This is a genomic window from Methylorubrum populi, from assembly GCF_002355515.1.
GTDB classification, from domain to species: domain Bacteria; phylum Pseudomonadota; class Alphaproteobacteria; order Rhizobiales; family Beijerinckiaceae; genus Methylobacterium; species Methylobacterium populi_A.
On record NZ_AP014809.1, the window covers coordinates 5543491 to 5568883 of the forward strand.

General features: G+C 70.3%; 22 protein-coding genes and 1 pseudogene. 10 read left to right on the plus strand and 13 right to left on the minus strand.

Annotated features, from left to right (window positions below; genetic code table 11):
• Positions 1–44: 44 nt before the first annotated feature.
• From MPPM_RS25830 to MPPM_RS25845, 4 genes are all read right to left on the minus strand, one after another.
• Positions 45–887: a CDP-alcohol phosphatidyltransferase family protein gene (locus MPPM_RS25830; RefSeq protein WP_096487524.1), complete on the minus strand. Its 843-nt coding sequence runs from the start codon at positions 885–887 to the stop codon at positions 45–47.
• Positions 888–961: 74 nt separating this feature from the next.
• Complete coding sequence (locus MPPM_RS25835; RefSeq protein WP_096487525.1) at positions 962–1672, minus strand: phosphatidylserine decarboxylase; 711 nt, start codon at positions 1670–1672, stop codon at positions 962–964.
• 76 nt (positions 1673–1748) lie between these two features.
• Positions 1749–3671 carry an ABCB family ABC transporter ATP-binding protein/permease gene (locus MPPM_RS25840; protein ID WP_096488037.1) on the minus strand — a complete coding sequence of 641 codons (1923 nt, stop codon included), beginning with the start codon at positions 3669–3671 and terminating at the stop codon, positions 1749–1751.
• Between the two features lie 265 nt (positions 3672–3936).
• Positions 3937–5565 carry a LysM peptidoglycan-binding domain-containing protein gene (locus tag MPPM_RS25845; protein WP_096487526.1) on the minus strand — a complete coding sequence of 543 codons (1629 nt, stop codon included), beginning with the start codon at positions 5563–5565 and terminating at the stop codon, positions 3937–3939.
• Between the two features lie 228 nt (positions 5566–5793).
• Here MPPM_RS25845 and MPPM_RS25850 point away from each other — a divergent pair, with 228 nt between their 5' ends.
• Both MPPM_RS25850 and MPPM_RS25855 read left to right on the plus strand, forming a co-directional pair.
• Positions 5794–6396, plus strand: a complete 603-nt coding sequence (locus tag MPPM_RS25850) for an LOG family protein (protein ID WP_096487527.1) — start codon at positions 5794–5796, stop codon at positions 6394–6396.
• Positions 6396–7187, plus strand: a complete 792-nt coding sequence (locus MPPM_RS25855; RefSeq protein ID WP_096487528.1) for a class I SAM-dependent methyltransferase — start codon at positions 6396–6398, stop codon at positions 7185–7187. The genes MPPM_RS25850 and MPPM_RS25855 overlap by 1 nt, the downstream gene beginning before the upstream one ends.
• Before the next feature lie 4 nt (positions 7188–7191).
• Here MPPM_RS25855 and cysS read toward each other — a convergent pair whose 3' ends face one another.
• Complete coding sequence (gene cysS / locus MPPM_RS25860; RefSeq protein ID WP_096487529.1) at positions 7192–8580, minus strand: cysteine--tRNA ligase; 1389 nt, start codon at positions 8578–8580, stop codon at positions 7192–7194.
• A gap of 329 nt (positions 8581–8909) precedes the next feature.
• Here cysS and MPPM_RS25865 point away from each other — a divergent pair, with 329 nt between their 5' ends.
• Positions 8910–9236: a hypothetical protein gene (locus MPPM_RS25865; RefSeq protein WP_096487530.1), complete on the plus strand. Its 327-nt coding sequence runs from the start codon at positions 8910–8912 to the stop codon at positions 9234–9236.
• Positions 9237–9263: 27 nt separating this feature from the next.
• On the opposite strand, the gene MPPM_RS25870 is transcribed toward MPPM_RS25865, so the two are convergent.
• A complete protein-coding gene (locus MPPM_RS25870; protein WP_096487531.1) occupies positions 9264–9809 on the minus strand; it encodes a CreA family protein in 546 nt (181 codons plus the stop codon).
• Between the two features lie 164 nt (positions 9810–9973).
• Between MPPM_RS25870 and MPPM_RS25875 the strand changes: the two genes are divergently transcribed.
• The 5 genes from MPPM_RS25875 (at position 9974) to MPPM_RS25895 (ending at position 15938) form a co-directional block, all read left to right on the plus strand.
• The gene (locus MPPM_RS25875; protein WP_096487532.1) at positions 9974–10978 is read left to right on the plus strand and encodes a DUF2865 domain-containing protein; all 1005 of its coding nucleotides are present in this window, start codon (positions 9974–9976) and stop codon (positions 10976–10978) included.
• 159 nt (positions 10979–11137) lie between these two features.
• Positions 11138–13297, plus strand: a complete 2160-nt coding sequence (locus tag MPPM_RS25880; RefSeq protein WP_096487533.1) for an OmpA family protein — start codon at positions 11138–11140, stop codon at positions 13295–13297.
• Between the two features lie 76 nt (positions 13298–13373).
• Positions 13374–14588, plus strand: coding sequence for an MFS transporter (locus tag MPPM_RS25885; RefSeq protein ID WP_096487534.1), 1215 nt, complete (start codon positions 13374–13376; stop codon positions 14586–14588).
• Between the two features lie 85 nt (positions 14589–14673).
• Positions 14674–15162, plus strand: a complete 489-nt coding sequence (locus MPPM_RS25890) for a VOC family protein (protein WP_096487535.1) — start codon at positions 14674–14676, stop codon at positions 15160–15162.
• The gene (locus MPPM_RS25895; RefSeq protein ID WP_096487536.1) at positions 15159–15938 is read left to right on the plus strand and encodes a class I SAM-dependent methyltransferase; all 780 of its coding nucleotides are present in this window, start codon (positions 15159–15161) and stop codon (positions 15936–15938) included. Before MPPM_RS25890 ends, MPPM_RS25895 begins: the two co-directional genes overlap by 4 nt.
• Here MPPM_RS25895 and gltX read toward each other — a convergent pair.
• The 6 genes from gltX to MPPM_RS25925 all read right to left on the minus strand — a co-directional run bounded on the left by gltX (position 15935) and on the right by MPPM_RS25925 (position 21513).
• Positions 15935–17284, minus strand: a complete 1350-nt coding sequence (gene gltX, locus MPPM_RS25900) for a glutamate--tRNA ligase (RefSeq protein WP_096487537.1) — start codon at positions 17282–17284, stop codon at positions 15935–15937. The two genes, MPPM_RS25895 and gltX, sit on opposite strands and share 4 nt — an antisense overlap.
• Positions 17285–17340: 56 nt before the next feature.
• Entirely contained in the window at positions 17341–18414 is a 1074-nt protein-coding gene (locus MPPM_RS25905) for an efflux RND transporter periplasmic adaptor subunit (RefSeq protein ID WP_096487538.1), read from the minus strand.
• Entirely contained in the window at positions 18411–18605 is a 195-nt protein-coding gene (locus MPPM_RS25910) for a DUF1656 domain-containing protein (RefSeq protein ID WP_096487539.1), read from the minus strand. Before MPPM_RS25910 ends, MPPM_RS25905 begins: the two co-directional genes overlap by 4 nt.
• A gap of 8 nt (positions 18606–18613) precedes the next feature.
• Positions 18614–20650, minus strand: a complete 2037-nt coding sequence (locus tag MPPM_RS25915; RefSeq protein WP_096487540.1) for an FUSC family protein — start codon at positions 20648–20650, stop codon at positions 18614–18616.
• Positions 20647–21081 (minus strand): DUF4345 domain-containing protein, encoded by a 435-nt coding sequence (locus MPPM_RS25920; protein ID WP_096487541.1) that lies wholly within the window; start codon positions 21079–21081, stop codon positions 20647–20649. The genes MPPM_RS25915 and MPPM_RS25920 overlap by 4 nt, the downstream gene beginning before the upstream one ends.
• A 165-nt stretch (positions 21082–21246) precedes the next feature.
• Positions 21247–21513 (minus strand): hypothetical protein, encoded by a 267-nt coding sequence (locus tag MPPM_RS25925; RefSeq protein ID WP_096487542.1) that lies wholly within the window; start codon positions 21511–21513, stop codon positions 21247–21249.
• Positions 21514–21814: 301 nt separating this feature from the next.
• On the opposite strand from MPPM_RS25925, the pseudogene MPPM_RS25930 reads away from it, so the two are divergent.
• Together MPPM_RS25930 and MPPM_RS25935 are read left to right on the plus strand one after the other, a co-directional pair.
• Positions 21815–22450: pseudogene (locus tag MPPM_RS25930) on the plus strand (glutathione S-transferase N-terminal domain-containing protein).
• A 312-nt stretch (positions 22451–22762) separates the two neighbouring features.
• Positions 22763–23272 (plus strand): DUF3280 domain-containing protein, encoded by a 510-nt coding sequence (locus MPPM_RS25935; protein ID WP_157914315.1) that lies wholly within the window; start codon positions 22763–22765, stop codon positions 23270–23272.
• 751 nt (positions 23273–24023) lie between these two features.
• Here MPPM_RS25935 and tolB read toward each other — a convergent pair.
• Positions 24024–25364, minus strand: coding sequence for a Tol-Pal system beta propeller repeat protein TolB (tolB, locus tag MPPM_RS25940; RefSeq protein ID WP_096487543.1), 1341 nt, complete (start codon positions 25362–25364; stop codon positions 24024–24026).
• Between the last annotated feature and the right edge of the window lie 29 nt (positions 25365–25393).

Consider the following 25393-nt stretch of genomic DNA (forward strand, 5'->3'; position numbering starts at 1 on the left):
GGCCAGATCCCGGTCAGCGGAGGGATCGTCGCGGGGGCGGTACGTTACGCTCCCGGCGCCGCCGGATGCTCCACCGTCGCCGAAGCGGGCGCGCGCGCGGCCTCCTGCTTCAGGCGCTTGCGGTACTGCGCCGCGCCGAAGGGAATGCCCGCGAGATAGGCCACGCTCACCGCCGCCATCGCCTCGAACGGGAAGCTGATGACGAGGCCGAAGCCGACCACGACGACGAGGAAGATCGGCACCACGAGGTCGCGCGGCACGCGCTTGCCCCAGGTCTTGCCGGAGAAGGTCGGCACCGTGGAGACGACGAGGAGCGCGATGGCCAGGACGTAGACGAGGATCACCGGCCGACCCCAGGCGCTGAAATCCAGGCCGAGGAAGTGGAGGTAGAGCGGCAGCATCCCGGTGAGGGCGCCGGCCGGCGCCGGCATGCCGACGAAGTAGTCCTTCTTCCACTCCGGGCGGTTCGGGTCGTCGAGCATCGCGTTGAAGCGCGCAAGCCGCAGGCACATGGCGATGGCGAAGACGAGCGCCACGATCCAGCCGACGGATTTCAGGTTGTGCAGGGTGAAGCTGTAGAGGATCAGCGCCGGGGCGCAGCCGAAATTGACGAAGTCGGCCAGCGAATCGAGTTCGGCCCCGAAGCGCGAGGTGCCCTTGAGCAGGCGGGCCACGCGCCCGTCGATCCCGTCGAGCCCGGCCGCGACGATCACCGCGATCACCGCCGGCTCGAACCGGCCCTCGAAGGCGAGCCGGATCGCGGTCAGCCCGAGGCAGAGCGCGAGCAGGGTGATCATGTTGGGCGCGATCATCCGGAACGGCACCGGCCGGAACCGGCGCGGCCGATCGTTCGCGTCCGGCGCGAAGGGCGGGAACAGATCGTCCATGTCGTCCCTCGACTCGTCTCTCGACGTGTCTTTCGGCTCGTCGCTTCTCGGCATGTCGCCCTTCTGCAAAGAGATCAGATGCGGCGGAAAGCCCGCTCAGGCCCGCCGCCGAGATCGGCCAGCACGGTCTCGCCGGCCACGGCCTTCTGGCCGAGCCCGACCATCACGCGGGTGCCCACCGGCAGGTAGACATCGACCCGCGAGCCGAAGCGGATCAGGCCGAAGCGCTCGCCGACCTGCTTGGTGTCGCCCGCCGAGACGAAGCCGACGATGCGGCGCGCCACCAGCCCGGCGATCTGCACCACGCCGATGCGCACCGGCTGGCCGCGATGGGTCGTCTCCATGACGAGGCCGTTGCGCTCGTTGTCCTCGCTCGCCTTGTCGAGCTCGGCGTTGAGGAACAGGCCCGGCGTGTAGTGGATCTGGCCGATCTTGCCGGAGACCGGCACGCGGTTCACGTGGCAGTCGAACACGTTCATGAAGACCGAGATCCGCAGCATCGGCTCGTGCGAGAGGTCGAGCTCCGGCGGCGGCAGCACGGTCGAGATCAGGTTCACGCGCCCGTCGGCGGGCGAGACGACGAGGCCGTCGCCCACCGGCACCACGCGCTCGGGATCGCGGAAAAAGTAGCAGACCCAGAGGGTGAGGATCAGGAAGATCCAGCCGAAGAACTGCGAGAAGTAGCCGAGCACCACGGTCAGCACGATGCCGATCAGGATGAAGGGGTAGCCCTCCTTGTGGATCGGCACGAGCGTCCGGCGGATCGTCTCGATGAGGTCGGTCATGGGCTCCCGTTGGACTCCGGCGGGGCGAATCTGTCCCCGCCGGATGGCAGGGGGGCGCGGTTCCGTCAACCGGTGGTCAGGTCACCGTCTCCGGCTCCGGCCGGACGGCCTCGACCAGGGAGCGCTCGTCCTCGGCGCGCTTGAGCGCCTCGCGGGCCGCGTCCGCCTCGCGCTGGCGGTTCCACAGCGCGGCGTAGACCCCGCCGCGGGCGAGCAGGCCCGCATGGTCGCCCCGCTCGACGACCCGGCCCTGGTCGAGCACGAGGATCTCGTCGGCGTTGATCACCGTCGAGAGTCGGTGGGCGATGACCAGCGTGGTACGGCCCTGGCTGACCCGGTCGAGAGCCGCCTGGATCTCGCGCTCGGTGAAGGAATCGAGCGCCGAGGTCGCCTCGTCGAGGACGAGGATCGGCGGACCCTTCAGGATGGTGCGGGCGATCGCCACCCGCTGCTTCTCGCCGCCCGAGAGCTTCAGGCCGCGCTCGCCCACCGGCGTGTCGTAGCCCTCCGGCAGGCTCTCGATGAAGCGGTCGATCTGGGCGAGGCGGGCGGCCTCGCGCACCTCCGCCTCGCTGGCGTCCCAGCGGCCGTAGCGGATGTTGTAGCCGATGGTGTCGTTGAACAGCACCGTGTCCTGCGGGACCATGCCGATGGCCGCGCGCAGGGAATCCTGGCGGACGCTCGCGATGTCCTGGCCGTCGATGGTGATGCGCCCGGCATTCGGCTCGTAGAAGCGGAACAGGAGGCGCGAGAGCGTCGACTTGCCCGCCCCCGAGGGGCCGACGATGGCGACGGTGCGGCCCGCCGGCACCTCGAAGGAGACACCGCGCAGGATCGGCCGGTCCGGGTTGTAGGCGAAGCGCACGTCCTCGAAGCGCACGGTGCCCGCCTCCACCTTGAGCGCGGGCGCGCCGGGGCGATCGGCGATCTCGGGATCGCGCTGCAGGATCAGGAACATGTCGTCGATGTCGATCAGCGCCTGTTTGATCTCGCGGTAGATCATCCCCATGAAGTTGAGCGGGATCGAGAGCTGGACCAGCATGGTGTTGACGAGCACGAAGCCGCCGATCGTGGTGCGCCCGGCCATGATGTCGCGGGCGGCGAGCCACATCACCGCGGTCATGCCGAGGGTGAAGATCACCGCCTGGCCGGCGTTGAGCACCGCCAGCGAGACGTAGGTCTGGGTGGAGGCCTTCTCGTAGCGCTCCATCGAGGCGTCGTAGCGGGCGGTCTCGCGGGCCTCGGCGCCGAAATACTTCACCGTCTCGAAGTTGAGCAGCGAATCGACCGCCTTGGTGTTGGCCTCGGTGTCCGAGTTGTTCATCCGGCGGCGGATGCCGATGCGCCACTCGGTCGCCTTCCAGGTGAAGCCGAGATAGGCGGCGATCATGCTCGCCACGACCACGGAGTAGAGCCAGTCGAACTCGTAGGCGAGGATGCCGAGCACGAGCACCAGCTCGACGATGGTCGGCACCAGGGTCAGCACCATCAGGCGCGACAATTCCTCGATGCCGGAGCGGCCGCGCTCCAGCACGCGGGTCAGGCCGCCGGTCTTGCGCTCCAGATGGAAGCGCAGGGAGAGCCGGTGCATGTGTTCGAAGGTCTGGAGCGCGAGCTTGCGCACGGCGTGCATCGCCACCTTGGCGAAGAGCCCGTCGCGCACCTGCGTCAGCCCGGCCATGGCGATGCGCGACAGGCCGTAGAGGGCGATCAGCAGGAAGGGCGCCGAGACGAGCCCCGCCGGCACGGCGGCAGCGGCCCCCTTCTCGCCGATCGCCGCGACCAGCGCGTCGGTGGCCCATTTGAAGGTGAAGGGCATCACCATCGTCGCGGCCTTGGCGACGAAGAGCAGCCCGAAGGCGATGAACACCCGGCGCTGGAGATCGGCGCGGCCGTGGGGCCAGAGATAGGGCCAGAGCCGGCGATAGGTGGTCAGGAGGCCAGGACGTTCGAGGGGCGCGGACGCGCCCTCCCCCGCCGGCGCGGGTGCTTTTGCCATCGTGAGGTTCGGAAGGATCTCTCGGCGCGGGGCGGCCGTCGCGTGGCGCATATAGGCGCTCGCGCACGTTCGCGCACCCTCCCCCGCCGTTCGGCCGTCGCGTGGAAGCGATCACACCGGCTTCCGGCCGGTCTCGGTCGCCAGCGCTCGCCTTCGCGAAAGTCTCGGCTCCTTGGCTTACGCTGCGTTCGACCGCTTCGGCTCCGCCTCAGGATGACGCCCCGGGACGCCCTGCTGACCGCCTCGGGCGCATCCGGTCCCCCCGTCAGGTCCGGCGATCGGAAACGCTTCGCGCCGACGGCGTCTCCCGCGCGGGTGCGTCCTTCGGCAGCACGAACATCTGGCCCGGATAGATCCGATTCGGGTCGCGGATCTGATCCTGATTGGCGTCGTAGATCACGGTGTAGCGGTTGCCGCGGCCATAGGTGCGCCGGCTGATCTGCCACAGGCTGTCGCCGCGGGTGATCCGGGCGGTGTTGATCTCCGGCACGAACACGGCACCCGCCTCGGCCGGAGCCGCGGCACCGCCGGGAAGGCTCGGCGCGAGTGCGGTGGCCGCTCTGCGATCCGCACCCGGCGACGGCGCCGTGGCCCCCGAGGACGCGGCGAGCGACGGCGTGCCGGCTGTTGCGGGACGATCCGGCTCGCTGCGCGCGGTCCCCGCAGAAACGGACGGGGCAGCCGCAAGGCTCGGCGCGGGGGCAACCTCCGCCGTTCTGGCCTTCGGCGCCGGGCGGTTCGCTCCGGCTTGCTCCGGTGGCAGGGATTGCGGTTCGGCCGCCGCCCGCTCCCGGTCCGGAGCCGACGGTGCCCTGCCCGGCTTCGTCATCTCGGGCGAACCCGTATCCGCATACCGTGTCGGCGGCACGCTGTCGGGATAGGCGAAGGCGACTTCGGCGCGCGCCTTCACCTTGCCACCGGCCGGATCGACGGAATCGACGCGGATGCGGTAGGCCCCCGGCTTCACGCCCCGCCCGATCGTGAAGGCGACCCGCCCGTCGGCACCCGACTGACCGGAGGCCACCATGGTGTCGTTGAGATAAAGGCGCAGGCTGCTCCACGCCGTCGTCTGACCGGTGACGTGAAGGCGCCCGCCCTCCTGCGCATCCACGCTGACGATGCGCACGGCGCCCGGCACCGCGGCCTTGCCGGACGGCTTCTCCGCCTCGCGCGCCGGCTTGTTCGCGGCCCCGCCCGGCGCGGGCGCGGCTTGGCCGGGCGTTCCGGCAAGCGCGGTCGCGGGCGGCTTGCCACCGGCCTCGGGCGCGTCGGGCTGCGACAGCACCCGCGTCGGCGCGTCGGGCGCGCTCAGGGCGATCAGAGGCTTGGCATCGCGCTTTTCCGCCACCACGATCGTCACGTTCTCGCGGCCCGGCAGCGGCTTGCCGTCGGGGCCGGTGGCGGTCAGGGTGATCTCGCTCGTGCCCGGCGGCAGGTCCGGCGGGGTCAGCGCGAACTGACCCGCGGCGTCGGCCTGAGCGGTGGCGAAGGGTTTTCCATCGCGCAGAAGCTCGATGCGGCTGTTGGGCGCTGCGCGCCCGGCGACGACGCTCGCCCCATCCGGCTCGACCCGAACGATGTCGAAGCTCGGCGCTCCATCATCCGCGCGCGGCTTCGCGTCACCGGCCGGGGACGGCCCCTGCCCGACGCCCCCTTGCGATAGGGCGCCGAGGGCGGCATGAGGGGAGTCCGTCCTGGGTGCCTCGCCCGCACGGTCGCCGGTCTCCGCTCCGGCCGAAGGTTCTCCCGGCGTCGCCGGTGTTTCGGCAGAAGGATTGACCGCCGCGTTGCGCTTGAGAAGCTCCCCCGTCCCGAACAGCGCGACCACCATGGCGAAGCCGCCGAGCAGCCCCGCTACCGCGAGGACGATGCTTCGCCGCACCTCAGCCGTCATCGCCGCTCACTCCCGTACGCCTCGGGTTGCCGCGGGCCAGCACGATGCGCCGCCGATTGTCGACAACCCGTCTAAATCCGGTGACATATTAACGAACATGAGAAGAACACCAAAGCTCGAACGGGCGGGTACCCATTTTTCCCGCGTCAACTCAGCATTCTTTCGCTTGGACGGGTGCATGAAGCTCGGCCTGACCCCGTCCCGCCGTTGCCGCCGGGGAGACGCGTGATGGCGCAGCTCACCTCCGTCTGCGTCTATTGCGGCTCCGGCTTCGGCGGCGATCCGGCCTTTGCCGACGCGGCGCGCCGGCTCGGCACATCCCTCGCCCGTGCGGGGGTCAAGCTCGTCTATGGCGGCGGCAATGTCGGCCTCATGGGCACCGTCGCCGGCGCGACACTCGATGCGGGCGGCTACGTCACCGGCATCATTCCGGACTTCCTGAAATCGCGCGAGCGCATGCTCGACGCGGTGCAGGAGACCATCGTCGTCTCCGACATGCACACCCGCAAGCGGCTGATGTTCGACCGGGCCGACGCCTTCGTCGCCCTGCCCGGCGGCATCGGCACGCTGGAGGAACTGGTCGAGCAGCTCACCTGGGCCCAGCTCGGCCAGCACCGCAAGCCGATCCTGCTGCTTTCGGTGAACGGCTTCTGGGACCCGCTGATCACCCTGATCGACCACATGCGCACCCACGGCTTCATCCGCGAGGGCCTCGACCTGAACTACCTCGTCGGCGAGGATCCCGACCGCGTGGTGGAGACGCTGAGCGAGGTCCTAGCCCGGTTGGAGCCGGCGCCGCTGGCGGACGAACTGATCGAGAAGCGATTCTGATGACCGCCGTGACCGAGCCCGGACCGACCATCGCCGGCGAGCACCGGGGCGAGCACTACGCGAGCGTGCTGGCCAGGCTCTCCCGCAATGCCGCCGTGCGGCGGTACCTCGAGATCGGCGTCGCCTTCGGCGACATCTTCTCCGGCATCGCCTGCCGGCACGGCATCGCCGTCGATCCGGAATTCCGGCTCAAGACCAACATCGCGGCCAACAAGACCAAGGTCTCGCTGTTTCAGGTGATGAGCGACGTGTTCTTCGCCCACCTCGACCTGCGGCGCGACATCGGCGGCCGGATCGACCTCGCCTTTCTCGACGGCATGCACCTGTTCGAGTTCCTGCTGCGGGATTTCTTCAACACCGAAGCGATCTGCCGACGCGACTCGATCATCGTGATGCACGACTGTCTGCCGGTGGCCGAGCCGATGGCCGATCGCGACCCGATGCAGGCCGATATCCGCGCGCGCGGCACGCCTTTCGAGGGCTGGTGGACCGGCGACGTCTGGAAGGTGGTGCCGATCCTGAAGCGCTACCGGCCCGATCTCGACGTGATGCTGGTCGACGCCCCGCCCACCGGCCTCGTCATCGTCACCGGGCTCGACCCTTCCTCGCGCACACTCAAGACCAACTACGACGCGATCGTCGAGGAATTTTCGCGCTTGCCCAACACGGCGGAAGAGATCGCGCAGATCTATGCCGAGTATCCGCTCACCTCGACGGAGGAGGCCTTGCGCCGCCTCGGTGGGCGGTCCTACGCCCATGGCGGCGGGTGGCTGCAGCGATTGACGGGCTGACGCTTCAGCCCGCCACCGTCCAGGTGGTGGTGCCGTCCTTGTTGTCCTTCACGCTCACGCCCATCGCGGTGAGCGCGTCGCGCACCCGGTCGGAGGCGGCCCAGTCCTTGGCGGCGCGGGCCGCCTTGCGCTCGGCGATCAGCGCCTCGACCCTTGCCACGTCGATCCCCGCCGCGCCGACCCTTTCCGCCTCCCGCTGCGCCTTCGTCGTCGGAAGGAAGCCCATCAGCCCCGCGCCGGCCTTGAGTGCCCCCGGTTCGGCGCCGGCGAGCCGGTGCAGCTCGCCGATGGCGGCCGGCGTGTTCAGGTCGTCGCCCAGCGCCTCGACCACGCCTTCGGGCACCGCCGCGTCGGGCGCCGCCTCGCCGGCCGCCTCGTACCAGCGGTCGAGCATCCGGCTCGATTCCCCCAGGCCACGCAGGGTCCAGTCGATCGGCTGGCGGTAGTGGGTCTTGAGCATGTTGAGGCGCACGACTTCGCCCGGCCAATCGTCCAGCACCTGGCGGATGGTGATGAAGTTGCCGAGCGATTTCGACATCTTCTCCCCCTCGACCTGCAGGAAGCCGTTGTGGAGCCAGACATTGGCCATCACGTCGGTGCCGAAGCAGCAGCGCGACTGCGCGACCTCGTTCTCGTGGTGGGGAAAGATCAGGTCGATGCCGCCGGCGTGAATGTCGAAGGTCTCGCCCAGATGCTTCCACGACATCGCGGAGCACTCGATGTGCCAGCCGGGCCGGCCGGGCGCATCGATCCTGCAGGGGGACGGCCAGGAGGGCTCGCCCGCCTTCGAGGGCTTCCACAGCACGAAGTCGAGCGGTGAGCGCTTGTAGGGCGCCACCTCGACTCGGGCGCCGGCCTCCATCTCGTCGAGCGGGCGCTTCGAGAGCGCGCCGTAATCGGGCATGGAGGGCACGTCGAACAGCACGTGCCCTTCCGCTACGTAGGCGTGGCCGGCCGTAACCAGACCCTCGATCAGCCGGTGCATTTCGGCGATGTGGTCGGTCGCCCGCGGCTCGATGAATCGCGCCGGCTCGCCGGCCCGGTTCACGTCGTCGGCCATCAGCACACCGAGGTCGCGGATGTCACGGTGAAACTGCGCCAGCGTCCCGTCGGTGAGTTCGCGGATGGTGATGCCGCGCTCCAGCGCGCGGGCGTTGATCTTGTCGTCCACGTCCGTGACGTTGCGGGCGTAGGTGACGTGCGCCGGCCCGTAGAGGTGGCGCAGGAGCCGGAACAGCAGGTCGAAGACGATGATCGGCCGGGCGTTGCCGATATGCGCCGCATCGTAGACCGTCGGTCCGCAGGCATACATCCGCACCCGCGCCGGATCGATCGGAGCGAAGGCCGCCTTCTCGCGGGTCAGCGTGTTGTAGAGGCGCAACATCGGCGTCATCGACTGCGTTCCTGCCGGGCTCGCCCGGCCTCCCCTGCGGCGCTTGCCGCCCTCGTCGTTTGTCGTTGCGGCGCAGCACCTTCGGCGGGCCGCCCGGCGGAGTCCGTGCACGTCGCCGCCACGATGTCGCCCGAGCCGCCGCCGGCCGCTGTTGCGCCGCCGCGACGGTCGCCGCCCCGCGGTTGGGCTACCCCAAAACGGTGATGAATTCGAGAAGGGCGGCTGCCTCGCTGCTTCTCAAGCGGCCGTGACCGGATCCGGCAAGGATTTGTTTACCGCGCCGTCCGAACACTCCGAACTCGAACGAACCCGTTCACAAGGTTTTCACCATGCGCCGTCCGGCCGCCGCTCTGCTCGCCCTCGTTCTCGCCACCGCCGCCCTTCCGGCGAGCGCCGGCACGGAACCGGCCGCGCGCAAGCCCGTCGAAAAGACTTTCCTGATCCCTGCCGAGGACGGTTACGGCGTCGGCGAGTGCCTGAGCGGCGGCCCGAGCGAGTGCGGGCAGGTCGTCGCCAACGCGTGGTGCGAGTCGCAAGGCTTTGCCAGTGCTGCCAATTACGGTGTCGCCGCGCAGGACGAGTATACCGGTGCCATCGGCGACGCCGCTCCGGTGAAGAGCGCGCCGCGACCGCTGCGCATCACCTGCCAGGACTGAGGCCGGCCGGATTCAGCCACGGCCGCTCTACTTCACGAAATCTGCGCATTTCGGCGGCGGCTCAGTTCCCCACGGGGCGAGCGGCACGGCGGAGGTGGAGTTCTTGGGCGAACCCTGGATCACCCTGTCGGAATAGACCATGTAGATCAGCGTGTTGCGCCGGACGTCGCAGCCGCGGACGATCTGCATCGACTTGAAGATCAGCGAACGCCGCTCGCTGAACACCACCTCGCCCTGCTTGAACTTGTCCTTGAACTGGACCGGTCCGACCTGCCGGCAGGCGAGCGAGATGTCCGAGACATCCTCCGCCAAGCCGAGCGTGCCCTTGATGCCCCCCTTTTCGGGCTGCGTGTACCAGCAGGCGACGCCGGCCACCGACGGGTCGTCGATGCCGTAGACCACGAGCTTGTCGTTGGGCGTCAGCGGGCGCCAGACCGTCGACTTGTCGAAGATCCGATCGGGCTCCTGCGCCCGGGCCGGCACAGCCAGGGCGAAGCAAGAGACGACGCATGCGGCAAGGCAGGCCGCCGCTTGCCGGCCGCGATCCCCATTGGTGCCCGTGAGCCACATCATCGACGCAATCCCCTCAAAGCTTGGCCGCAGAGACATGGTGTCTCTGTCCCGAAAGGGCGAGGGGCTTTAACACATGTCGAAGATCGCTTGGGCCGCCGTGCGCGGCCCGGCATCCTCTCCGTGACCCCCGCGACCTCCTGCCCGAGATCCCCAGCATCCGCACCATGCCGATGATCGGACCGCAGTTTCGCCGCGTGCTCGCCCTCGCGCTCGCCGTACTCACCCTCGGCGGGGCGTCGCCGGCCGCGGCCGCACCCGATGTGTGGGCCTGCCAGCGCTACCGCACGGAACTCGCCAACCTCAACGCGAGCGCCTCGACCGCCTCCGCGCTGCAGAGCGAGGTCGCGCGCCTCGAGACCTACTACCGCAGCCTCAATTGCGAGGGCGGCAAGTTCCTGTTCTTCGACACGCGCCCCCCGCAATGCGGTGCCGTCGAAGCCCGGATCCGTTCGCTCAACGCGACCTATGGCGGGGGCGACGGCGAGGTGGTCGCCGCCCGCCGCCGGCAGCTCGTCGCGGCCGTGTCGAGCGCCTGCACCGGCCTGATCCCCGGTGAGGGGCAGGAGGGACAGACGGCCGGCAATCAGACCGCCCGCGGCGGCGCGCAGGTGATCTGCGTGAAGACCTGCGACGGGTCCTACTTCCCGATGGCCAACCTGCCCGACGGGCGCGGCGGGGCCGACGAGATGTGCCAGGCGCTCTGCCCCGGCACGGAAGCGGTGGCCTATTCGATGCCGCACGGCGACGAGGCTCTGAAATACGCTGCCACCATCAAGGGCAGCCGCGCCTACACCGCCCTGCCGGCGGCCTTCAAGTTCCGTAAGAGCTTCACTCCGGACTGCTCCTGCAAGCAGGAGGGCCAGAGTTGGGCGCAGTCGCTCGCCAAGGCCGAGAGCATGCTGGTGCGGCACAAGGGCGATATCTTCGTCACGCCGATGACGGCGGAGAAGCTTTCCCGAGCCCCGAAGGTGCGCCTGACCCTCGTCGGACGTGCCGACCGGACGGCGGCCAGCCTCGCCGCCGACGCGGCCAGCCGAGAGGGCGCGTCGGTGACGCCGTCGGCGAAGGAGGCCGCCGAGCAGACCGGCTCGACCGGCGAGAGCCGCAACGGCATCCGCATCATCGTCCCGAGCCTCCTTCCGCCTCCGTCGCTGACGCCCGCTCCGTAGTCCGCGACCACCAATCTCGGGCGGGCCCATCGACGGGAAGACCACAGAAGATCCCTTCGCCTCGACCAATCTTCGTTGCCCATCGGACTGGGAGAACGGGGAACCAATCCGGTCCGACTGTGTTCGGAACCGCCGATTGCATTTCACGAGGCTGTCTTCATGCGGATGACCCGCTCGCTGCTCCTGGCCGGCACGATGTTGCCGGCGCTCGTCCTGTCCGATCTCTCCCTGGCGCGGTCTCTCGGCGACAGTGGGCGGATCGAACTCGCACAGCGCGAGGATGCCGGCGAGGGTCCGCGCGGCGGCAAACGCGGACCCGGCGGGCCGGGTGGACCGGGGGGCGCCGGTCCGGCCGAGCGCGGCGGCGTGGAGCGCGGCGGACCGCCGGCGCGGGAGCGGCCGGATCGATCCGAGCGGCCGGAGCGGCCCGAGCCGCGCCAGGCGCCCGCGGCCCGCGAGCGGCCAGAGCCCGCCGAACGGCCGGCCCGTCCCGAGCGGCCGCCACCCCAGGAACGACAGGAGCGCCCGGATCGTCCCGAGCGCCAAGAGCGTCCCGAGCGCCAAGAGCGTCCCGAGCGCCAGGAGCGTCCCGAGCGTGCTCCGGCCCCCGCTCAGAGACCGGATCGGTCCGAGGAGCGCCCGACCCCGCCGGCATCCCGCGAGCGGACCCCGGATCGCGAGGCACCCGCGCGCCGCGAAGCCCCCGAGCGCGAGGCACCCGCCCGTCGCGACGCGCCGGATCGGCCGGATCGCGACGGCGCTGATCGTCCGGCGCGCCCGGCCGGCCGCGATCGTGACACCGAGCGCCCCGATGCCGCCCCGAACCAGCGCCGGGCCCCGGACGCGCCGACGCCGCCCGCTTCGGAGCGCCCGACGCGTCCGACGCCGCCGGCCGCACCGAGCCCGTCTCAGCCCGAGACCCCGCCGAACCAGCGGCCCGGCGTTCCAGGGCGCCCGGTGACGCCTAACGCGCAGCAGCCCACCCGTCCGGACCAGCCGACCCCGCCGACGGCAGCCCAGCCCGACGGCGCCCGCGAGGCGCCCGGCGGGCACACGCCGCCGAACCAGCAGCCGGGCGTTCCCGGCCGACCGGTCGCTCCGAACCAGCAGCCCGGCATTCCCGGCCGCCCGGTCCAGCCTCCGGGCACGCCGCCCGACGCCGCGGCGCCGAACCAGCCGGACAGCCGCTCGGATCAGCGCAGCCTCGATGATCGTCGCGATGGCGATCGGCGTGGTGACCGTTTCGATCGTCGTGACGGCGACCGGCGGGACGATCGCCGCGATGATGACCGGCGTTACGACGATCGGCGCGGCGAGCGCTTCGAGCGTCGCGACCGCTTCAACGTGCCCGGGACGCCCGCCTATATCCCCGGCGGCTTCCGCGACGATGATTATCGCGTGCGCGACTACGACACGATCCGCCGCGATCGCCGCGAGTACGACGTGGATGGCCGCACCTATTACCGCGAGCCCGGCCGCATCATCGTGCGCGACCGCGACACCACCTTCATCCGCCACGACGAGAACGAGCGTTTCCGTACCCTCTACGGCGAGCGCGGCTACCGCAGCGAGCGCCGCGGCGGCGAGATCTACAGCTATGTCGACAGCCCGGCAGGCGGCCAGATCATCACCGTCGTGGACGACGACGGCCGGCTGCTGCGCCGGTCCCGCCGCTACCGCGACGGGCGCGAGGTTGTCCTCATCAACAATGTCTACGGCGGCGCGCCGCGGCCGATCTACGAGGACGTGGTTGAACTGCCGCCGCCGGATATCCGCATCCCGCGCGACCGCTACGTCGTCGATTACGATCAGGCCGACGAGCGCACCGTCTACGAGGCGCTCTCCGCCCCGCCGGTGCAGAAGCTCGATCGGCGCTACACCCTGGATCAGGTGCGCTACAGCCCGCAGCTGCGGGCGCGCATGCCTTCGGTGGATATCAATACGATCACCTTCGACACCGGCTCCTTCACGGTCACGCCGGATCAGGCCAAGCGCCTGTCGACCATCGCCGAGGCGATCAACCGGACGATCAAGGACAATCCGCAGGAGGTCTTCCTGATCGAGGGCTACACCGATGCCGTCGGGTCGGACATCGACAACCTCTCGCTCTCCGACCGCCGGGCGCAGTCGGTCGCCGCGGTGCTGACGCAGAACTTCCAGGTGCCGCCGGAGAACCTCACCACGCAGGGCTACGGCGAGCAGTACCTGAAGGTGAACACGCAGGAGGCCAACCGCGAGAACCGTCGCGTCACCGTCCGCCGGATCACCCCGCTGCTCCAGCAGCAGGCTGAAGGGCAACAGCCCCCGGCGCCGCGTTAACCGAAGCCCTTGACCCTCCCCCCGCTGCGGCGCAGTGGGGGGACGTTACGCGTGGGCTTGAGAGCACGGGACGGCGATGGCGGACGACAGCGACCGGTTCATCGAGGCCGGGACGCCGACCTTCCGCCGGGCGACGCTCGCCCTGTTCGCGGCGGGCTTCTCCACCTTCGCCGTGCTCTATGGCGTCCAGCCGCTGTTGCCGGTCTTCCACGACACCTTCGCGGTCTCGCCGGCCGAGAGCAGCCTCGCGCTGTCGCTGCCCTGCGCCACGCTGGCGGTCTCGCTGCTGATCGTCAGCCCGCTCTCCGAGGTCTGGGGGCGCAAGCGGGTGATGGCGGCCTCGCTCTTCGCCTCGGCCCTGCTCACCATCGGCGCCGTGCTGATGCCGAGCTGGCACGGTTTCCTCGTGCTGCGGGCGCTGACGGGTATCGCCGCGAGCGGCCTGCCCGCCGTCGCCATGGCCTATCTCAGCGAGGAGATGCACGGGCGCGCCATCGGCCTGTCGATGGGGCTCCTCATCGGCGGCAACGCGCTCGGCGGCATGGTCGGGCGGCTGCTCGCGGGCGTCATCGCCGACCACGCCTCCTGGCGCTGGGGCCTCGGCGTGATCGGCGTGCTGGCGCTGTTCGCGGCGCTGGCCTTCCAGTTCGCGTTGCCGGCCTCGCGCCACTTCCTGGCCCACCGGATGCGCTGGCGCGAGGTGCCCGGCACCTTCAGTCACCATTTCCGCGACGCCGGGCTGCCCTGGCTGTTTCTCGAACCGTTCCTGCTGATGGGCGGCTTCGTCTGCGTCTACAACTACATCGGCTTCCGCCTGCTCGATCCGCCCTTCTCGTTGAGCCAGACGGCGATCGGCCTGATCTTCATCGTCTATCTCGCGGGCACCGCGAGCTCGGCCATCACCGGCCACGTCGCCGGGGTGCTGGGGCGGCGCAAGGTCCTGTGGCTGGCGATCCTGCTCGGGATCGGCGGTATCGCCCTGACGCTCGCCGACAATCTCGTCCTCATCATCGCCGGCATCGTCGTCGTCACGGTCAGCTTCTTCGGCGCGCACTCGGTCGCGTCGAGCTGGGTCGGGCGTCGGGCCTCGACCGACCGCGCGCAGGCCTCGGCGGTCTATCTCTGCATGTACTATCTCGGCTCGTCCCTGCTCGGCACGGCGGGCGGCTGGTTCTTCCTGCATTTCGGCTGGCCGGGAGTGGCGGGCTTCTTCGGCAGCCTCTACGTGGCGGCGCTCCTCATCGCCCTGCGGCTGACGCGTCTCGCGCCGCTTCCGCCCGCCGGCGGCTGAAGGGTGCGGTGAACCTGCCGGCCCACCGCGGTTGAAGTGCGGGCGGTGTGCTCGCTATCCTGCCGACAGCGAGGGAGAGCCCGGCATGCCCAACGTCAGCACCTGCCTCTGGTTCGGCAAGGACGCGGAGGCGGCCGTCCGCCTCTACGTCTCGCTCGTGCCCGATTCGCGCATCGACCACGTCCAGCGCGCGCCGGGTTCCTGGCCGGGCGGCGAGGCCGGCGAGCCGATCCTGATCGTCTTCACCCTGGGAGGGCAGACCTTCCAGGCCCTGAACGGCGGCACGCCGGCCGATTACGGTACCGCCGCGTCGATCTCGGTCACCTGCCGGGATCAGGCCGAGGTCGACCGCCTGTGGTCGGCGCTGACCGCCGAGGGCGGCGCGGAGATCGCCTGCGGCTGGCTGCGGGACCGATGGGGCGTACCCTGGCAGATCGTGCCGGAGATGCTCCCGCGCCTCCTCGCCGATCCCGATCCGGGCGTGGCCGGGCGCGTCTTCACCGCCATGCAGGGCATGGTGAAGCTCGATATCGCGGCGCTCGAACGCGCCGCCGAGGCAGGAGCGTCGCCATGACCGCAGCGCCGAGCCACGACGCCCACACGGAGAGCCAGTTCGGCCGACGCGCCGCCGACTACGTCGCGAGCGCCGTCCACGCTGCCGGAGAGGATCTCGCGGCCCTGGCCCGCTTCGGTTCCCTCCCCCACGCGGCCGTGCTCGATCTCGGCTGCGGCGGCGGCCACGTCACCTACGCGGTGGCCCCCCATGTCCGCGCCGTGACCGCCCTCGACCTGTCGCAGGCCATGCTCGACGCCGTCTCGGGAGAGGCCCAGCGGCGCGGATTGACGAATGTCGTCACCCGCCAGGCCAGTGTCGAGGCGTTGCCCTTCGCGGATGCGAGTTTCGAGTGCGTCCTCTCGCGCTACAGCGCCCATCATTGGGGCGATGTGCCCGCCGCCCTGCGGGAGGCGCACCGGGTGCTCGCGCCGGGCGGGCGCCTCGGTATCGTCGATGTCGTGCATCCGGGCTCGGCCCTCCTCGACACCCATCTTCAGGTCTGGGAGTTGCTGCGCGACCCGTCCCACGTGCGCGATTACGGCGAGGCGGAGTGGCGCCGGATGCTGGCGGAGGCCGGGTTCGTGCCGGGCGCCGTCCAGCGCTGGCGCGTGCGCATGGATTTTCCATCGTGGGTCGCGCGCATGGGCACGCCGGAGCCGAGCGTCGCGATGATCCGGGCGCTCCAGGCGGAGGCGCCCGAGCCAGTCCGGTCGCATTTCGCCATCGAGGACGACGGCAGCTTCACCCTCGACGTGATGATGATCGAAGCCGAGCCCGACGGGGTTCTCGATTAGGCCGGGTCCCCACCGAGCCGTCGCAGCGCCCGCTCCCGTCCGATGAGCGGGAGAAGCGTCGAGAGGTCCGGTCCGTGATCGAGACCGGTCAGGGCGAGGCGAAGCGGCATGAACAGGGCGCGGCCCTTGGCGCCGGTCTCGGCCTTCACCGCGTCGGTCCAGGCCTTCCACGTGCCGGCGTCGAACGGGGCGTCCGGCAGCAGGCGGGCGGCTTTGGCGATGAAATCGGGCTCGGCGATCACCGGCGTGACCGGACCCGCCACCACGCGCCACCAATCGCCGGCCTCGGAGACGCGGCCGAGATTGGCGCGCACCGCCGGCCAGAAAGCCTCGGCCTGCTCCACCGGCACGCCCAGGGCGGTAAGCCGCTCGCGCACCGCGTCGAGCGGCATCTCGTGGACGAGGCGCGCATTCATCCCGTCGAGTTCGGCCGGGTCGAACCGGGCCGGCGCCCGCGACAGGTGGGCGAGATCGACGAGGCCCGCCAACTCGTCGAGGGAAGCGATCGGGCGCACGGCCTCGGCCGAGCCGGTCAGCACCGCGAGCGAGCGCACCGCCGCGGGCTCGTAGCCGGCCGCGCGCAGGGAGCGCAGGGACAGGTGTCCGAGGCGCTTCGACAGCCCCTCCCCATCCGCCGTCGTCAGCAGGTTGTGGTGGCCGAAGACGGGCACGGCGGCGCCGAGCGCCTCGAAGAGCTGCACCTGCACGCCGGTATTCGTGACGTGATCCTCGCCGCGGATCACATGGGTGACGCCGACCTCCGCGTCGTCCACCACCGAGGGCAGCGTGTAGAGGTAGCTGCCGTCGGCGCGCACCAGAACGGGGTCGGAGAGCGAGGCGCAATCGACGTGGCTCTCGCCGCGGACGAGGTCATTCCAGGCGACGACGCGGTGATCGAGCTTGAATCGCCAGTGCGGGCGGCGGCCTTCGGCCTCGAGGGCGGTGCGGTCCGCATCGGTCAGGGCGAGCGCCGCGCGGTCGTAGATCGGCGGGAGGCCGCGGCCGAGCTGGCGCTTGCGCCGCCGCTCCAGCTCCTCCGGCGTCTCGTAGCAGGGATAGAGCCGCCCCGCCGCCTTCAGCCGCTCGGCCGCCGTGTCGTAGAGGGCGGTGCGATCGCTCTGACGGAAGAACAGGTCCGGCTCGATGCCGAGCCAGCCGAGATCCTCGGCCACGGCGGTCGCGAACTCCTCCGTCGAGCGCTCCCGGTCGGTGTCGTCGAGACGCAGCAGGAAGCGACCGGCCTCGCGACGCGCGAACAGGGCATTCAGCAGCGCCGGCCGGGCATTGCCGATATGCAGGAAGCCGGTCGGCGAGGGAGCGAAGCGGACGAGGGGAGCGGTGGCCATGACGCCGCCTTACCCAATTTTCGTGGGTCTCGCACTGTCCGCGCGCCGTCGCGGGCTCAGTTCCTCCCCTCGGCGCCGGGCCCCGTCCGGTCGGAACTGCCGAAGATCCGCTCGCGCAGCGACGCGACCCAGAGTGGCTGGCCCTCGCGACCATCGCCGACGACGACGGTCGCCGTCATGCCCGCCACCAGGGTCACCTCCGGCGGCACGTGGTCGATGCGGATGCGCACGGGCACCCGTTGGGCGAGCCGCACCCAGGTATAGACCGGATCGACGTTCGGCAGCCCTTGCGTGCTCGTGGCGGCATTGGCGGTCGAGATGCCCAGCGTCAGGCTCTCCACCGTGCCGCGCAGGGGCTCGCCGTACCCCATCAGTGCCATCTCGGCGGGTGCGCCGACGCGGATATGGGCCATCTTCGTCTCTTCGAAGTAGCCGTCGATCCAGAAGGAATCGGTGTCGATGACCCGGATGTTGGCCGTGCCGGTCTGGGCGTAGTCACCGACCCTCAGCAGCAGGTTGGTGACCCGCCCATTGACGGTCGATCGCACCTGCGTGCGCTCCAGATTCTTCCGGGCCTGCGAGAGCTGCGACCTGGCGGTCTCCAGCGCCGCCTCGGCGATCTTGGCGGTGCCGGCATATTGCTGCTTCTCCTCGACCGAGGTCGAGACGGTGGAGAGCGCGGCGCGCCGGGCCGATTGTGCCTCCTTCACCGAGAGGTCGGCCTCGCGGTTCTTGATCGCGGCCTCGGCCGAGACCACCGCCTCCTGGTAGTCGAACGGATCGATGACGTAGAGGACGTCCCCCTTCTTCACCTCTTGATTGTCGGCGACCCGCAGCTCGACGATGGTGCCGGCCACCTGCGGCGCGATGTTGACCACCTGCACGCGCACCCGTCCGTCGCGGGTCCAGGGGGCGGTCACGTAAAACTGCCAGACCACGTATGCGGCCCCGGCGGCGAAGGCGAGGACGAGGCCGGTGGCGGCGAGCCGCAGCAGGCGGCTCCAGCGCCGACGCCGTCCGGATGCCGGCTTCGTACCCGCCTGCCGTCCGGAACGCGGCTCGTCGGAGGCGGCCTCGTTGGACGTCGTCAGGTGCCGGTCGTCGGCCGGTGCGTCGTCGTCGCGCTTCACAGCAGCACCACCACGAGCGCCAGCAGGCAGACATAGATGCCGGCTTCCGCCAGCGGCGCGTTGGCGACGTAGCGTCCGAACCGAATCTTGCGGAACACGACCCGCAGCCCCACGAGCAGCGTGAAGGCGATCAGCGCGTAGGCGATGAAGGGCGAGACCAAAATCCCGCCGATGGTGAGGTCGTGCTGCATCTGCGTCGTCAGGAACTGGGGAGGGAAAGGCGCCGGAAGAAGCGTCCGTGCCGCCTGATAACGCGCGAGGCGGTGGCAAGGTCTGTCACGGCGCGGGCGAGCCGCAGGCGCACCGGACGATCCTGTTGCCTTGCCTCGCCGATCAGGGCGATCGCCGCGCGGTCGAGCTCCGCGGAGCAGGCGGAGGCGAGCGCCGCCCGCGCCTCACCGATCAGAGGAGCGAGGCGGCGGATCGCGCTCAGGTCGCGCAGTTGGGCGTGGGCGCGCGCGGCGGCGGCTTCCAACTGCGCCACGGCGAAGGCGTGGTGCAGGCTCGTCCGGCGTACCGCGCCGCTGCCCGAATTCCAGGCCGAGAACTGGAACAGTCGGTCGGCATTGAGGCTGGTACGGGTGGTGGCGTCGCCCCCCTCCCCCGCCAATGCCTCGGCCAGGTCGCGGCGGGCTTCCTCGAGGGCAAAGGCGCGGTGCTGCGAGGCCGAAATCGGCAGGACGAGGCGAATCGTCAGGAACAGGATCACGGCGGCGGCAACGACCAGCAGCGCGTTCAGGAGGAAGGTCTGCGGATCGTAGGATTGCGGGTTCTCCGGCGCCATCAGCGCCGGCGTGAACACGAGGGTGATGAAGCCGATGGTGAAGCTCGGCGGGTGGAGCGAGACGAGACAGCCGAAGAAGACCACGGGCGCCATGGCGATCGCGAGGAGCGGGAAGCCCTGGTTTCCGTTGAGCATCACGAACAGGACGAACCCGGCGCAGAGTGCGGCGAGCGGCATCCCGATCAGCACCCCTTGCGCGAATTTGCGCGGGTCGGGCGTCACCGAGGACAGGGAACAGGTCGCCGCCACTTGTACCAGGGCGAAGGAGGATTGCGGCAGCCCGAGCAGGATGAAGAGCCCTGCCGCGAGGCCAAAAGCGATCATCACGCGCAGCGCCGCCCGCAGCGCGACTTGGAAGTCGCGATGAGTCGGCAGGGCGATGTCGCGCAGCGGCTGGTGGCCGTCCGCGAGAGCGCGCACGCCGTCCTCGGCGAAGGTCGCGGCATTGACGACATCGAGCGCGCGTTGGACCACCACGATCTCGTCCAGGGAGGCGCCCGGATCGCGCATCGCCTCGTCTAAGCGGTCACGCAGCCTGTCACCGTCGCGGGCGAGCGCCTCGGCGCGGGGCCCGTCGCCTTCCGCGACCGAGCCCAGGGCGAGCGCCTGTGCCTCCCGCGCCCGCGATCCGGGTCCGTCGATCCGCGCCATCGCTGCCGCCAGCGCCCGGCTGGCCGCGGCAAGGACGTAGAGCGCGGCGATGGCGCTGCGGGCGCCCGCGGCCCGGTGGATGCCGTCATCGAGTTCGCCGGCGATGGCGCTCGCATCCGCCCGCATCGGCGCGACCTGCCGGATCAGCGCGGCGCTGCGCTCCGGGCCGAGGTCGCCCCGTGTCAGGCTCTCGCGGGCGAAGGCCCGGGCCGCCGCATGGGCCGCGGCGAGGCGGGGGAGCAGGGATTGCCACGTGCTCGGCGAGGCGAGCGCATCGTTGATGAAGGTGATCGCGACGATGCCGACGGCAATCGCGGCGACCCGGCCGATGGCGGCGTCGAAGACCGTCTGCGGCGCGTCGATATGCGCGATCGCGACGATCGCCACGGTGTAGCCGGACAGCATCGCCCCGTAGGCGCGGGTGTCCTGCAGGAACTGCGCGACGAAGACGCACAGGCCCAGCCAGCAGGCGAAGCTGAGGAGCAGGAGCACGCGATCCTGCCCGAACAGCTCCATCAGGGCGATGCCGACGATGCCGCCGATGACGGTGCCGAGGAAGCGGTAGCCGGCCTTCGAGAGGGCTTGGCCGCGCTTCGGCTGGGCCAGGATCGCCACGCAGACGGCGGCGGAGGAGGCGCTGTCGAGCTGGAGCCAGAACGCGGCGTAGAGCGCCAGCATCATGGCGAGCCAGATCCGGAGGGCGAAGGCCCAGGCGGCGGGCTTGGGGACCCAGCAGTCGAGGCTGTCGAGCAGGCGCTCGCCCGGACCCGCTCCGCCGGCCCGCCGCGCCGCCCCGCTCACCTCGCCGCCCCGATCCCCGGCTGCAGAGCCTGCCCCGCATCCCGGGCGAGGCGCGCGACCCGCAACTGCCACAGGCACAGCAGCGGCGTGACCACGAGTTCGAGGGCGAGCGCGGCGAGCATGGTCAGCGACGGCACCCCTGTGAGGTAGAGGCCGAGCAGCCGCGCCAGCCCGCCGAGCACCACGACGAGGGTGAGGAAGCGGAACAGCCTCGACTTGTCCTCGATCCCCGGCACGCAGGTGAAGAACAGGATGCCGATGCCGGTCAGCAGGCCGGACAGGTAGCGGAAGTGGCTGTCGGCCGAGACGTTGACCGGTGTGCCGCCGCCGAGGCCGTCGATACCGAACAACACGCCGTAGAGTCCCGCGAGGACCGGCACGATCGCGGCGACCGCCACCGTGCGCTGCAGGATGCGGCGTTCACGCTCCATGTCTGTGAGACTTTCCGTCGTCGCTTCGTTTCGCGCCCGGCCGGAGCCGGGTCACGGCTTCGGCGCGGCGCGTGTCAGAACGCATCGGCGGGGCAACACGCCCGCCGCCATTCGGTTCACCGGCGGACTGTCCCGGTAGCGGCGCGAGCGATCATCGTCGCCCCGTCAGGCCTTCTGCTCCTTCAGGCGCTTGACGCACTTGCTGTAGTATTGCGGCCATTTCGGCCCCTGGGACGCCTTCTCGGTTGCCGAGAGCGCGCGCCATTCGGCGCCGCACTTCTTCTGCCGATCGCGGGCGGCGGACTGGGCCACGCTCGGCTCTTTTGCCGTCTCCTTGGCGGCCGGCGCGCTCCAGGCCTCCTTGGCCGTGACGGCCTGAGCCAGGAATAGCGGCGCAGCCAACGCGGCCGCGGCGAGGAGACGAGAGAGCATCGGGCAACTCCGGTGGGACGGATTCGGCAGCGTCGCCGTAGGCCGCATCACAGCCGCATCGGCGGACAAAGAGCAAGCGTCCTCTGCAACTTGCGCACGATTGCCCCGGTTTTGTATCGGCCCGATCGCCGGCATCCGCCCCGGGGGTTCGGGCTTCGGCTCACGCTTCGGCTGCGCCCGGCGCTTCCGGTCGCGATCCCGCGCGCGGGGAGAGCTTGGCCTTTGGCTTGAGCCATCGAGCCGTTCCGCGCTACCTCATGGGTCGAGGATGGGCGCGGGCCCGCTTTCCCGGGATGCCAGCATGGCGGTCACGACGGCGCAGCCGATCGAACTCTACACCTGGAGCACGCCGAACGGGTGGAAGATCCCGATCATGCTCGAAGAGTGCGGCCTGCCCTATCGGGTCGTGCCGGTGAATATCGGCAAGGGCGAGCAGATGGCACCCGATTTCCTCGCCATCTCGCCCAACAACAAGATCCCGGCCATTGTCGATCCGGACGGCCCGGGCGGCGCGCCGATCTCGGTGTTCGAGTCGGGTGCCATCTTGCAATATCTCGGTCGCAAGACCGGCTGCCTCTACCCGAGCGACGAGCGCGCACGAACGGCGGTCGACGAGTGGCTGTTCTGGCAGGTCGGCGGTCTCGGCCCGATGCTGGGGCAAGCGCATCATTTCCGCATCTACGCGCAGGACAAGATCCCCTACGCCATCGAGCGCTTCACGGAGGAGGCCAAGCGTCTCTACGGCGTCCTCGACCGGCGGCTCGCCACGCATGAATATCTCGCCGATGCCTACTCGATCGCCGACATCGCCGCGCTGACCTGAGCGAAGTTCCACGGCAAGCAGGGCATCGAGGTCGAGGGCCTCCCGAACGTGCGCCGCTGGCTCGAGGCGCTCCTCGCCCGTCCGGCGGTCCAACGCGGCCTCGCCGCGATCTGACCGGAAACGCTCGACCGACACCGCGCGCCGTCCCGACCGCGCAGCTCGGGCGTTCCACGGGCCGGCACATCTGCTGGGGAGCGTCGTGCCGGCCCGCGAAACCGTCCCGCCGCCGGAGGGGGGAAGCGGCGGCGACAGGAATCCCATCTTCGCAGCGGTTTGATTCCACTTTGTGTCCACGACCCGCAGCGATCCGCTGAACCCGATCTACGGCTTCGCCGAACCCGGCGCACGCGGCGACGGAACTCTGCACCCGCCTCATGTGATGTCGACGCGCGGGCCTGCCCGCGCCGGCCGGAGAAGTGGATGGACATGAATTGCCTCGGACCTCGTTGCCTGCTCGCGGCTTTCGCTTTCGTCGGCGGCCTCGGCCTCTTCGGCGGCGGCGCGCAGGCGGAGCCCGAAAAGGTCGCGGTCTTCGATTTTCAGTTCGCCAAAGGGGCGCCGACCGAGCCGTCGCAGGCCGAGCACGAGCGGTTGAAGCGCACCAGCGAGACCCTGCGCGCGCTGATGGCCGACAGTGGCCGCTACACGCTGGTCTCGACGGAGCCGGTCCGGGACGAGGTGGCCAAGAGTGCCGACCTGCGCGCCTGCAACGGCTGTGCGGAGGATTTCGCCCGCCGCCTCGGCGCGCAGACGGCCGTGACCGGCGAGGTCCAGAAGGTCTCGAACCTGATCCTCAACATCAACGTCTACGTGAAGCCTCTCGCGGACGGTGTGCCCGAGCGGGCCTACAGCGTCGATCTGCGGGGCAACACCGACGAGTCCTTCGACAGGGGTATCCGCTACCTCGTCAAGAACCGTCTCCTCGAGGCGCGCTGAGACGGCGGCACCTCGGCGGCCGGGCGGAGGCACGGCCTGTCCCCCGGCGCGGCGCACGGCACTGTTCTTCCCAGCGGCCGTAAGCCGTTGCCCGCGAACGATTTTGCACTGCAAGCATTCGTGAAAGCAAAAAACAGTCGGCTTGGCAGCAGATTTCTGCTTGACGACCTGCCAATACGGACGCAGTCTCTCTCAGTGCTTCGCAGCCGCAAGCACATCGGCCAAGAAGCCGCGTGGTCCGCGCACGGTTTGTTGGCGAAAGCTGGAGGAGACAGGGATGACTCCACCGCAGCATGAAGCCGCAACGATAGGCTGAGAACCCGTTCGGTCTCGGACTTAGCGGCCCGCCACGAACACCGGACGGAAGCGGATCCCTAGGGGCGCAGAAGCGGCCGACACGGCGCGACTTCGAACACGCATCAGCCCCACCTGCGGACCGCTTCCGCCGCGGTTTCTATTGCAAGCAAGAGGGTTTCCACCGTGCCGGCCTTCGAGGCCCGCGCGGATTTCGTCGTTGATGCGTGGTCGGGGCGCGAGCGAGAGTGCGTGTCTGGCAGACCTCTACCGGCATCCATGACGATCCTCGGGCTGAGGTGCCGCGCCAGCAGCCTCGCTGCACGCCGCAACGGCTCCGGAGCGAGTGGGGCGTGGGATCGACCGTTCCGGCCCGCCTCGAAGCAGAGCGCGCGCCGACACCTCGGCACGCGGGGTGATGAGCGCGCGGCCCGGCGGCGACCGCGCGATGCGCGGCCTACTTGCCCGACAGCAGCGGCGACCAGGTCGGATCGGAGGCGAAGGACGGAGTCGGCACCGGCTGCTCCACCTTGCCGGTGATATCGACCATGTAGAGCTTGCCGCCGCCCTGCCCGCCGGGATCGCGGAAGAACATCACGTACTGGCCGTTCGGCGCGAAGGTCGGGCTCTCGTTGTGGAAGCCCTCGGTCAGCACCCGCTCGCCCGAGCCGTCGGGCTTCATCACGCAGATGGCGAAGCCGCCCTTCCGCTGCCGGGTGAAGGCGATGAGATCGCCGCGCGGCGACCAGGCCGGCTGCGAGGCGGAGCCTTCGCCGAAGGAGAGGCGGCGCGGGTTCGAGCCGTCGGCGCCCATGACGTAGATCTGCTGCGAGCCGCCGCGGTCGGATTCGAACACGATCTGGCTGCCGTCGGGCGAGTAGCTCGGCGAGGTGTCGATCGCGAGACCCTGCGTCACCGGCGTCTGCGCCTTGGATGCGAGATCGACGGTGACGATGTCGGCATTGCCGCCCTGCTGCACGCTCATCACGAGGCGGCGCCCGTCCGGCGAGAAGCGCGGGCTCGCGCTCATCGAGGCGAAGTTGCCCACCGTCTGACGCTTGCCGGTCTCCAGATCGATCATCTGCACCTTGGGCTGCTGGCCCGGCGCCTGGGTCATGAAGGCGATGTCCTGCCCCGCCGGCGAGTAGCGCGGCGCCACCACCGAGACGTCGCCGCCGCCGGTGAGAGCGCGGACATTGGCGCCGTCCTGATCCATCACCATCAGGCGCTTGCGGCGGTTCTCCTTCGGGCCGGATTCGTCGACATAGGCGACGCGGCTGTCGAACCACGGCCCGAGACCGGTGACCTTGGTGTAGACCGCGTCCGACACGAGGTGCCCGGTGCGGCGCGCGTTGGCGACGTCGGTGCCGTATTGCTGGCCCGTGATCTGCTGGCCCGAGGCCACGTCCCACAGGCGGAAGGCCACGGTGAGCCGGCCCGAGGCGTCGCGCCCGACCCGGCCTGTCACCAGCGCCTGCACGCCCGCGCCCTTCCAGGCCTCGAAGTTCGGCGCCGCGTCGAAGCTCGGATTCTCGGGGAATCGCCCCTTCTCCAGAGGCGTGAAGTAGCCGGAGCGGCGCAGGTTGTTGGTGATGACGCTGGAGACCAGCGTGCCGAGGCTGGCGTCACCGGCGAAGTCGGCGACCGCGATCGGCATCGGCTGGAAGGCGCCGCTGCCGATGCGGAGCTGGAGCTGCGCCCGCGCCGGCGTCGCGGCGGGGAGCGCCAGGGCGAGAACGCCGAGCGCGGCCGTGAGCGCCGGCAGGAGTGTGCGCCGGGTGAAGGCTGTTCCAGGCATGGGACAAGTCCAGGTCGGTCAGGGGGTGC

What these genes read in the sequence shown, in the direction of transcription:
- MPPM_RS25830 (WP_096487524.1), bottom strand. Translation starts at nt 887, where the DNA reads ATGGACGATCTGTTCCCGCCCTTCGCGCCGGACGCGAACGATCGGCCG.
- MPPM_RS25835 (WP_096487525.1), bottom strand. Translation starts at nt 1,672, where the DNA reads ATGACCGACCTCATCGAGACGATCCGCCGGACGCTCGTGCCGATCCAC.
- MPPM_RS25840 (WP_096488037.1), bottom strand. Translation starts at nt 3,671, where the DNA reads ATGGCAAAAGCACCCGCGCCGGCGGGGGAGGGCGCGTCCGCGCCCCTC.
- MPPM_RS25845 (WP_096487526.1), bottom strand. Translation starts at nt 5,565, where the DNA reads ATGACGGCTGAGGTGCGGCGAAGCATCGTCCTCGCGGTAGCGGGGCTG.
- MPPM_RS25850 (WP_096487527.1), top strand. Translation starts at nt 5,794, where the DNA reads ATGGCGCAGCTCACCTCCGTCTGCGTCTATTGCGGCTCCGGCTTCGGC.
- MPPM_RS25855 (WP_096487528.1), top strand. Translation starts at nt 6,396, where the DNA reads ATGACCGCCGTGACCGAGCCCGGACCGACCATCGCCGGCGAGCACCGG.
- cysS (WP_096487529.1), bottom strand. Translation starts at nt 8,580, where the DNA reads ATGACGCCGATGTTGCGCCTCTACAACACGCTGACCCGCGAGAAGGCG.
- MPPM_RS25865 (WP_096487530.1), top strand. Translation starts at nt 8,910, where the DNA reads ATGCGCCGTCCGGCCGCCGCTCTGCTCGCCCTCGTTCTCGCCACCGCC.
- MPPM_RS25870 (WP_096487531.1), bottom strand. Translation starts at nt 9,809, where the DNA reads ATGATGTGGCTCACGGGCACCAATGGGGATCGCGGCCGGCAAGCGGCG.
- MPPM_RS25875 (WP_096487532.1), top strand. Translation starts at nt 9,974, where the DNA reads ATGCCGATGATCGGACCGCAGTTTCGCCGCGTGCTCGCCCTCGCGCTC.
- MPPM_RS25880 (WP_096487533.1), top strand. Translation starts at nt 11,138, where the DNA reads ATGCGGATGACCCGCTCGCTGCTCCTGGCCGGCACGATGTTGCCGGCG.
- MPPM_RS25885 (WP_096487534.1), top strand. Translation starts at nt 13,374, where the DNA reads ATGGCGGACGACAGCGACCGGTTCATCGAGGCCGGGACGCCGACCTTC.
- MPPM_RS25890 (WP_096487535.1), top strand. Translation starts at nt 14,674, where the DNA reads ATGCCCAACGTCAGCACCTGCCTCTGGTTCGGCAAGGACGCGGAGGCG.
- MPPM_RS25895 (WP_096487536.1), top strand. Translation starts at nt 15,159, where the DNA reads ATGACCGCAGCGCCGAGCCACGACGCCCACACGGAGAGCCAGTTCGGC.
- gltX (WP_096487537.1), bottom strand. Translation starts at nt 17,284, where the DNA reads ATGGCCACCGCTCCCCTCGTCCGCTTCGCTCCCTCGCCGACCGGCTTC.
- MPPM_RS25910 (WP_096487539.1), bottom strand. Translation starts at nt 18,605, where the DNA reads ATGCAGCACGACCTCACCATCGGCGGGATTTTGGTCTCGCCCTTCATC.
- MPPM_RS25920 (WP_096487541.1), bottom strand. Translation starts at nt 21,081, where the DNA reads ATGGAGCGTGAACGCCGCATCCTGCAGCGCACGGTGGCGGTCGCCGCG.
- MPPM_RS25925 (WP_096487542.1), bottom strand. Translation starts at nt 21,513, where the DNA reads ATGCTCTCTCGTCTCCTCGCCGCGGCCGCGTTGGCTGCGCCGCTATTC.
- MPPM_RS25935 (WP_157914315.1), top strand. Translation starts at nt 22,763, where the DNA reads ATGAATTGCCTCGGACCTCGTTGCCTGCTCGCGGCTTTCGCTTTCGTC.
- tolB (WP_096487543.1), bottom strand. Translation starts at nt 25,364, where the DNA reads ATGCCTGGAACAGCCTTCACCCGGCGCACACTCCTGCCGGCGCTCACG.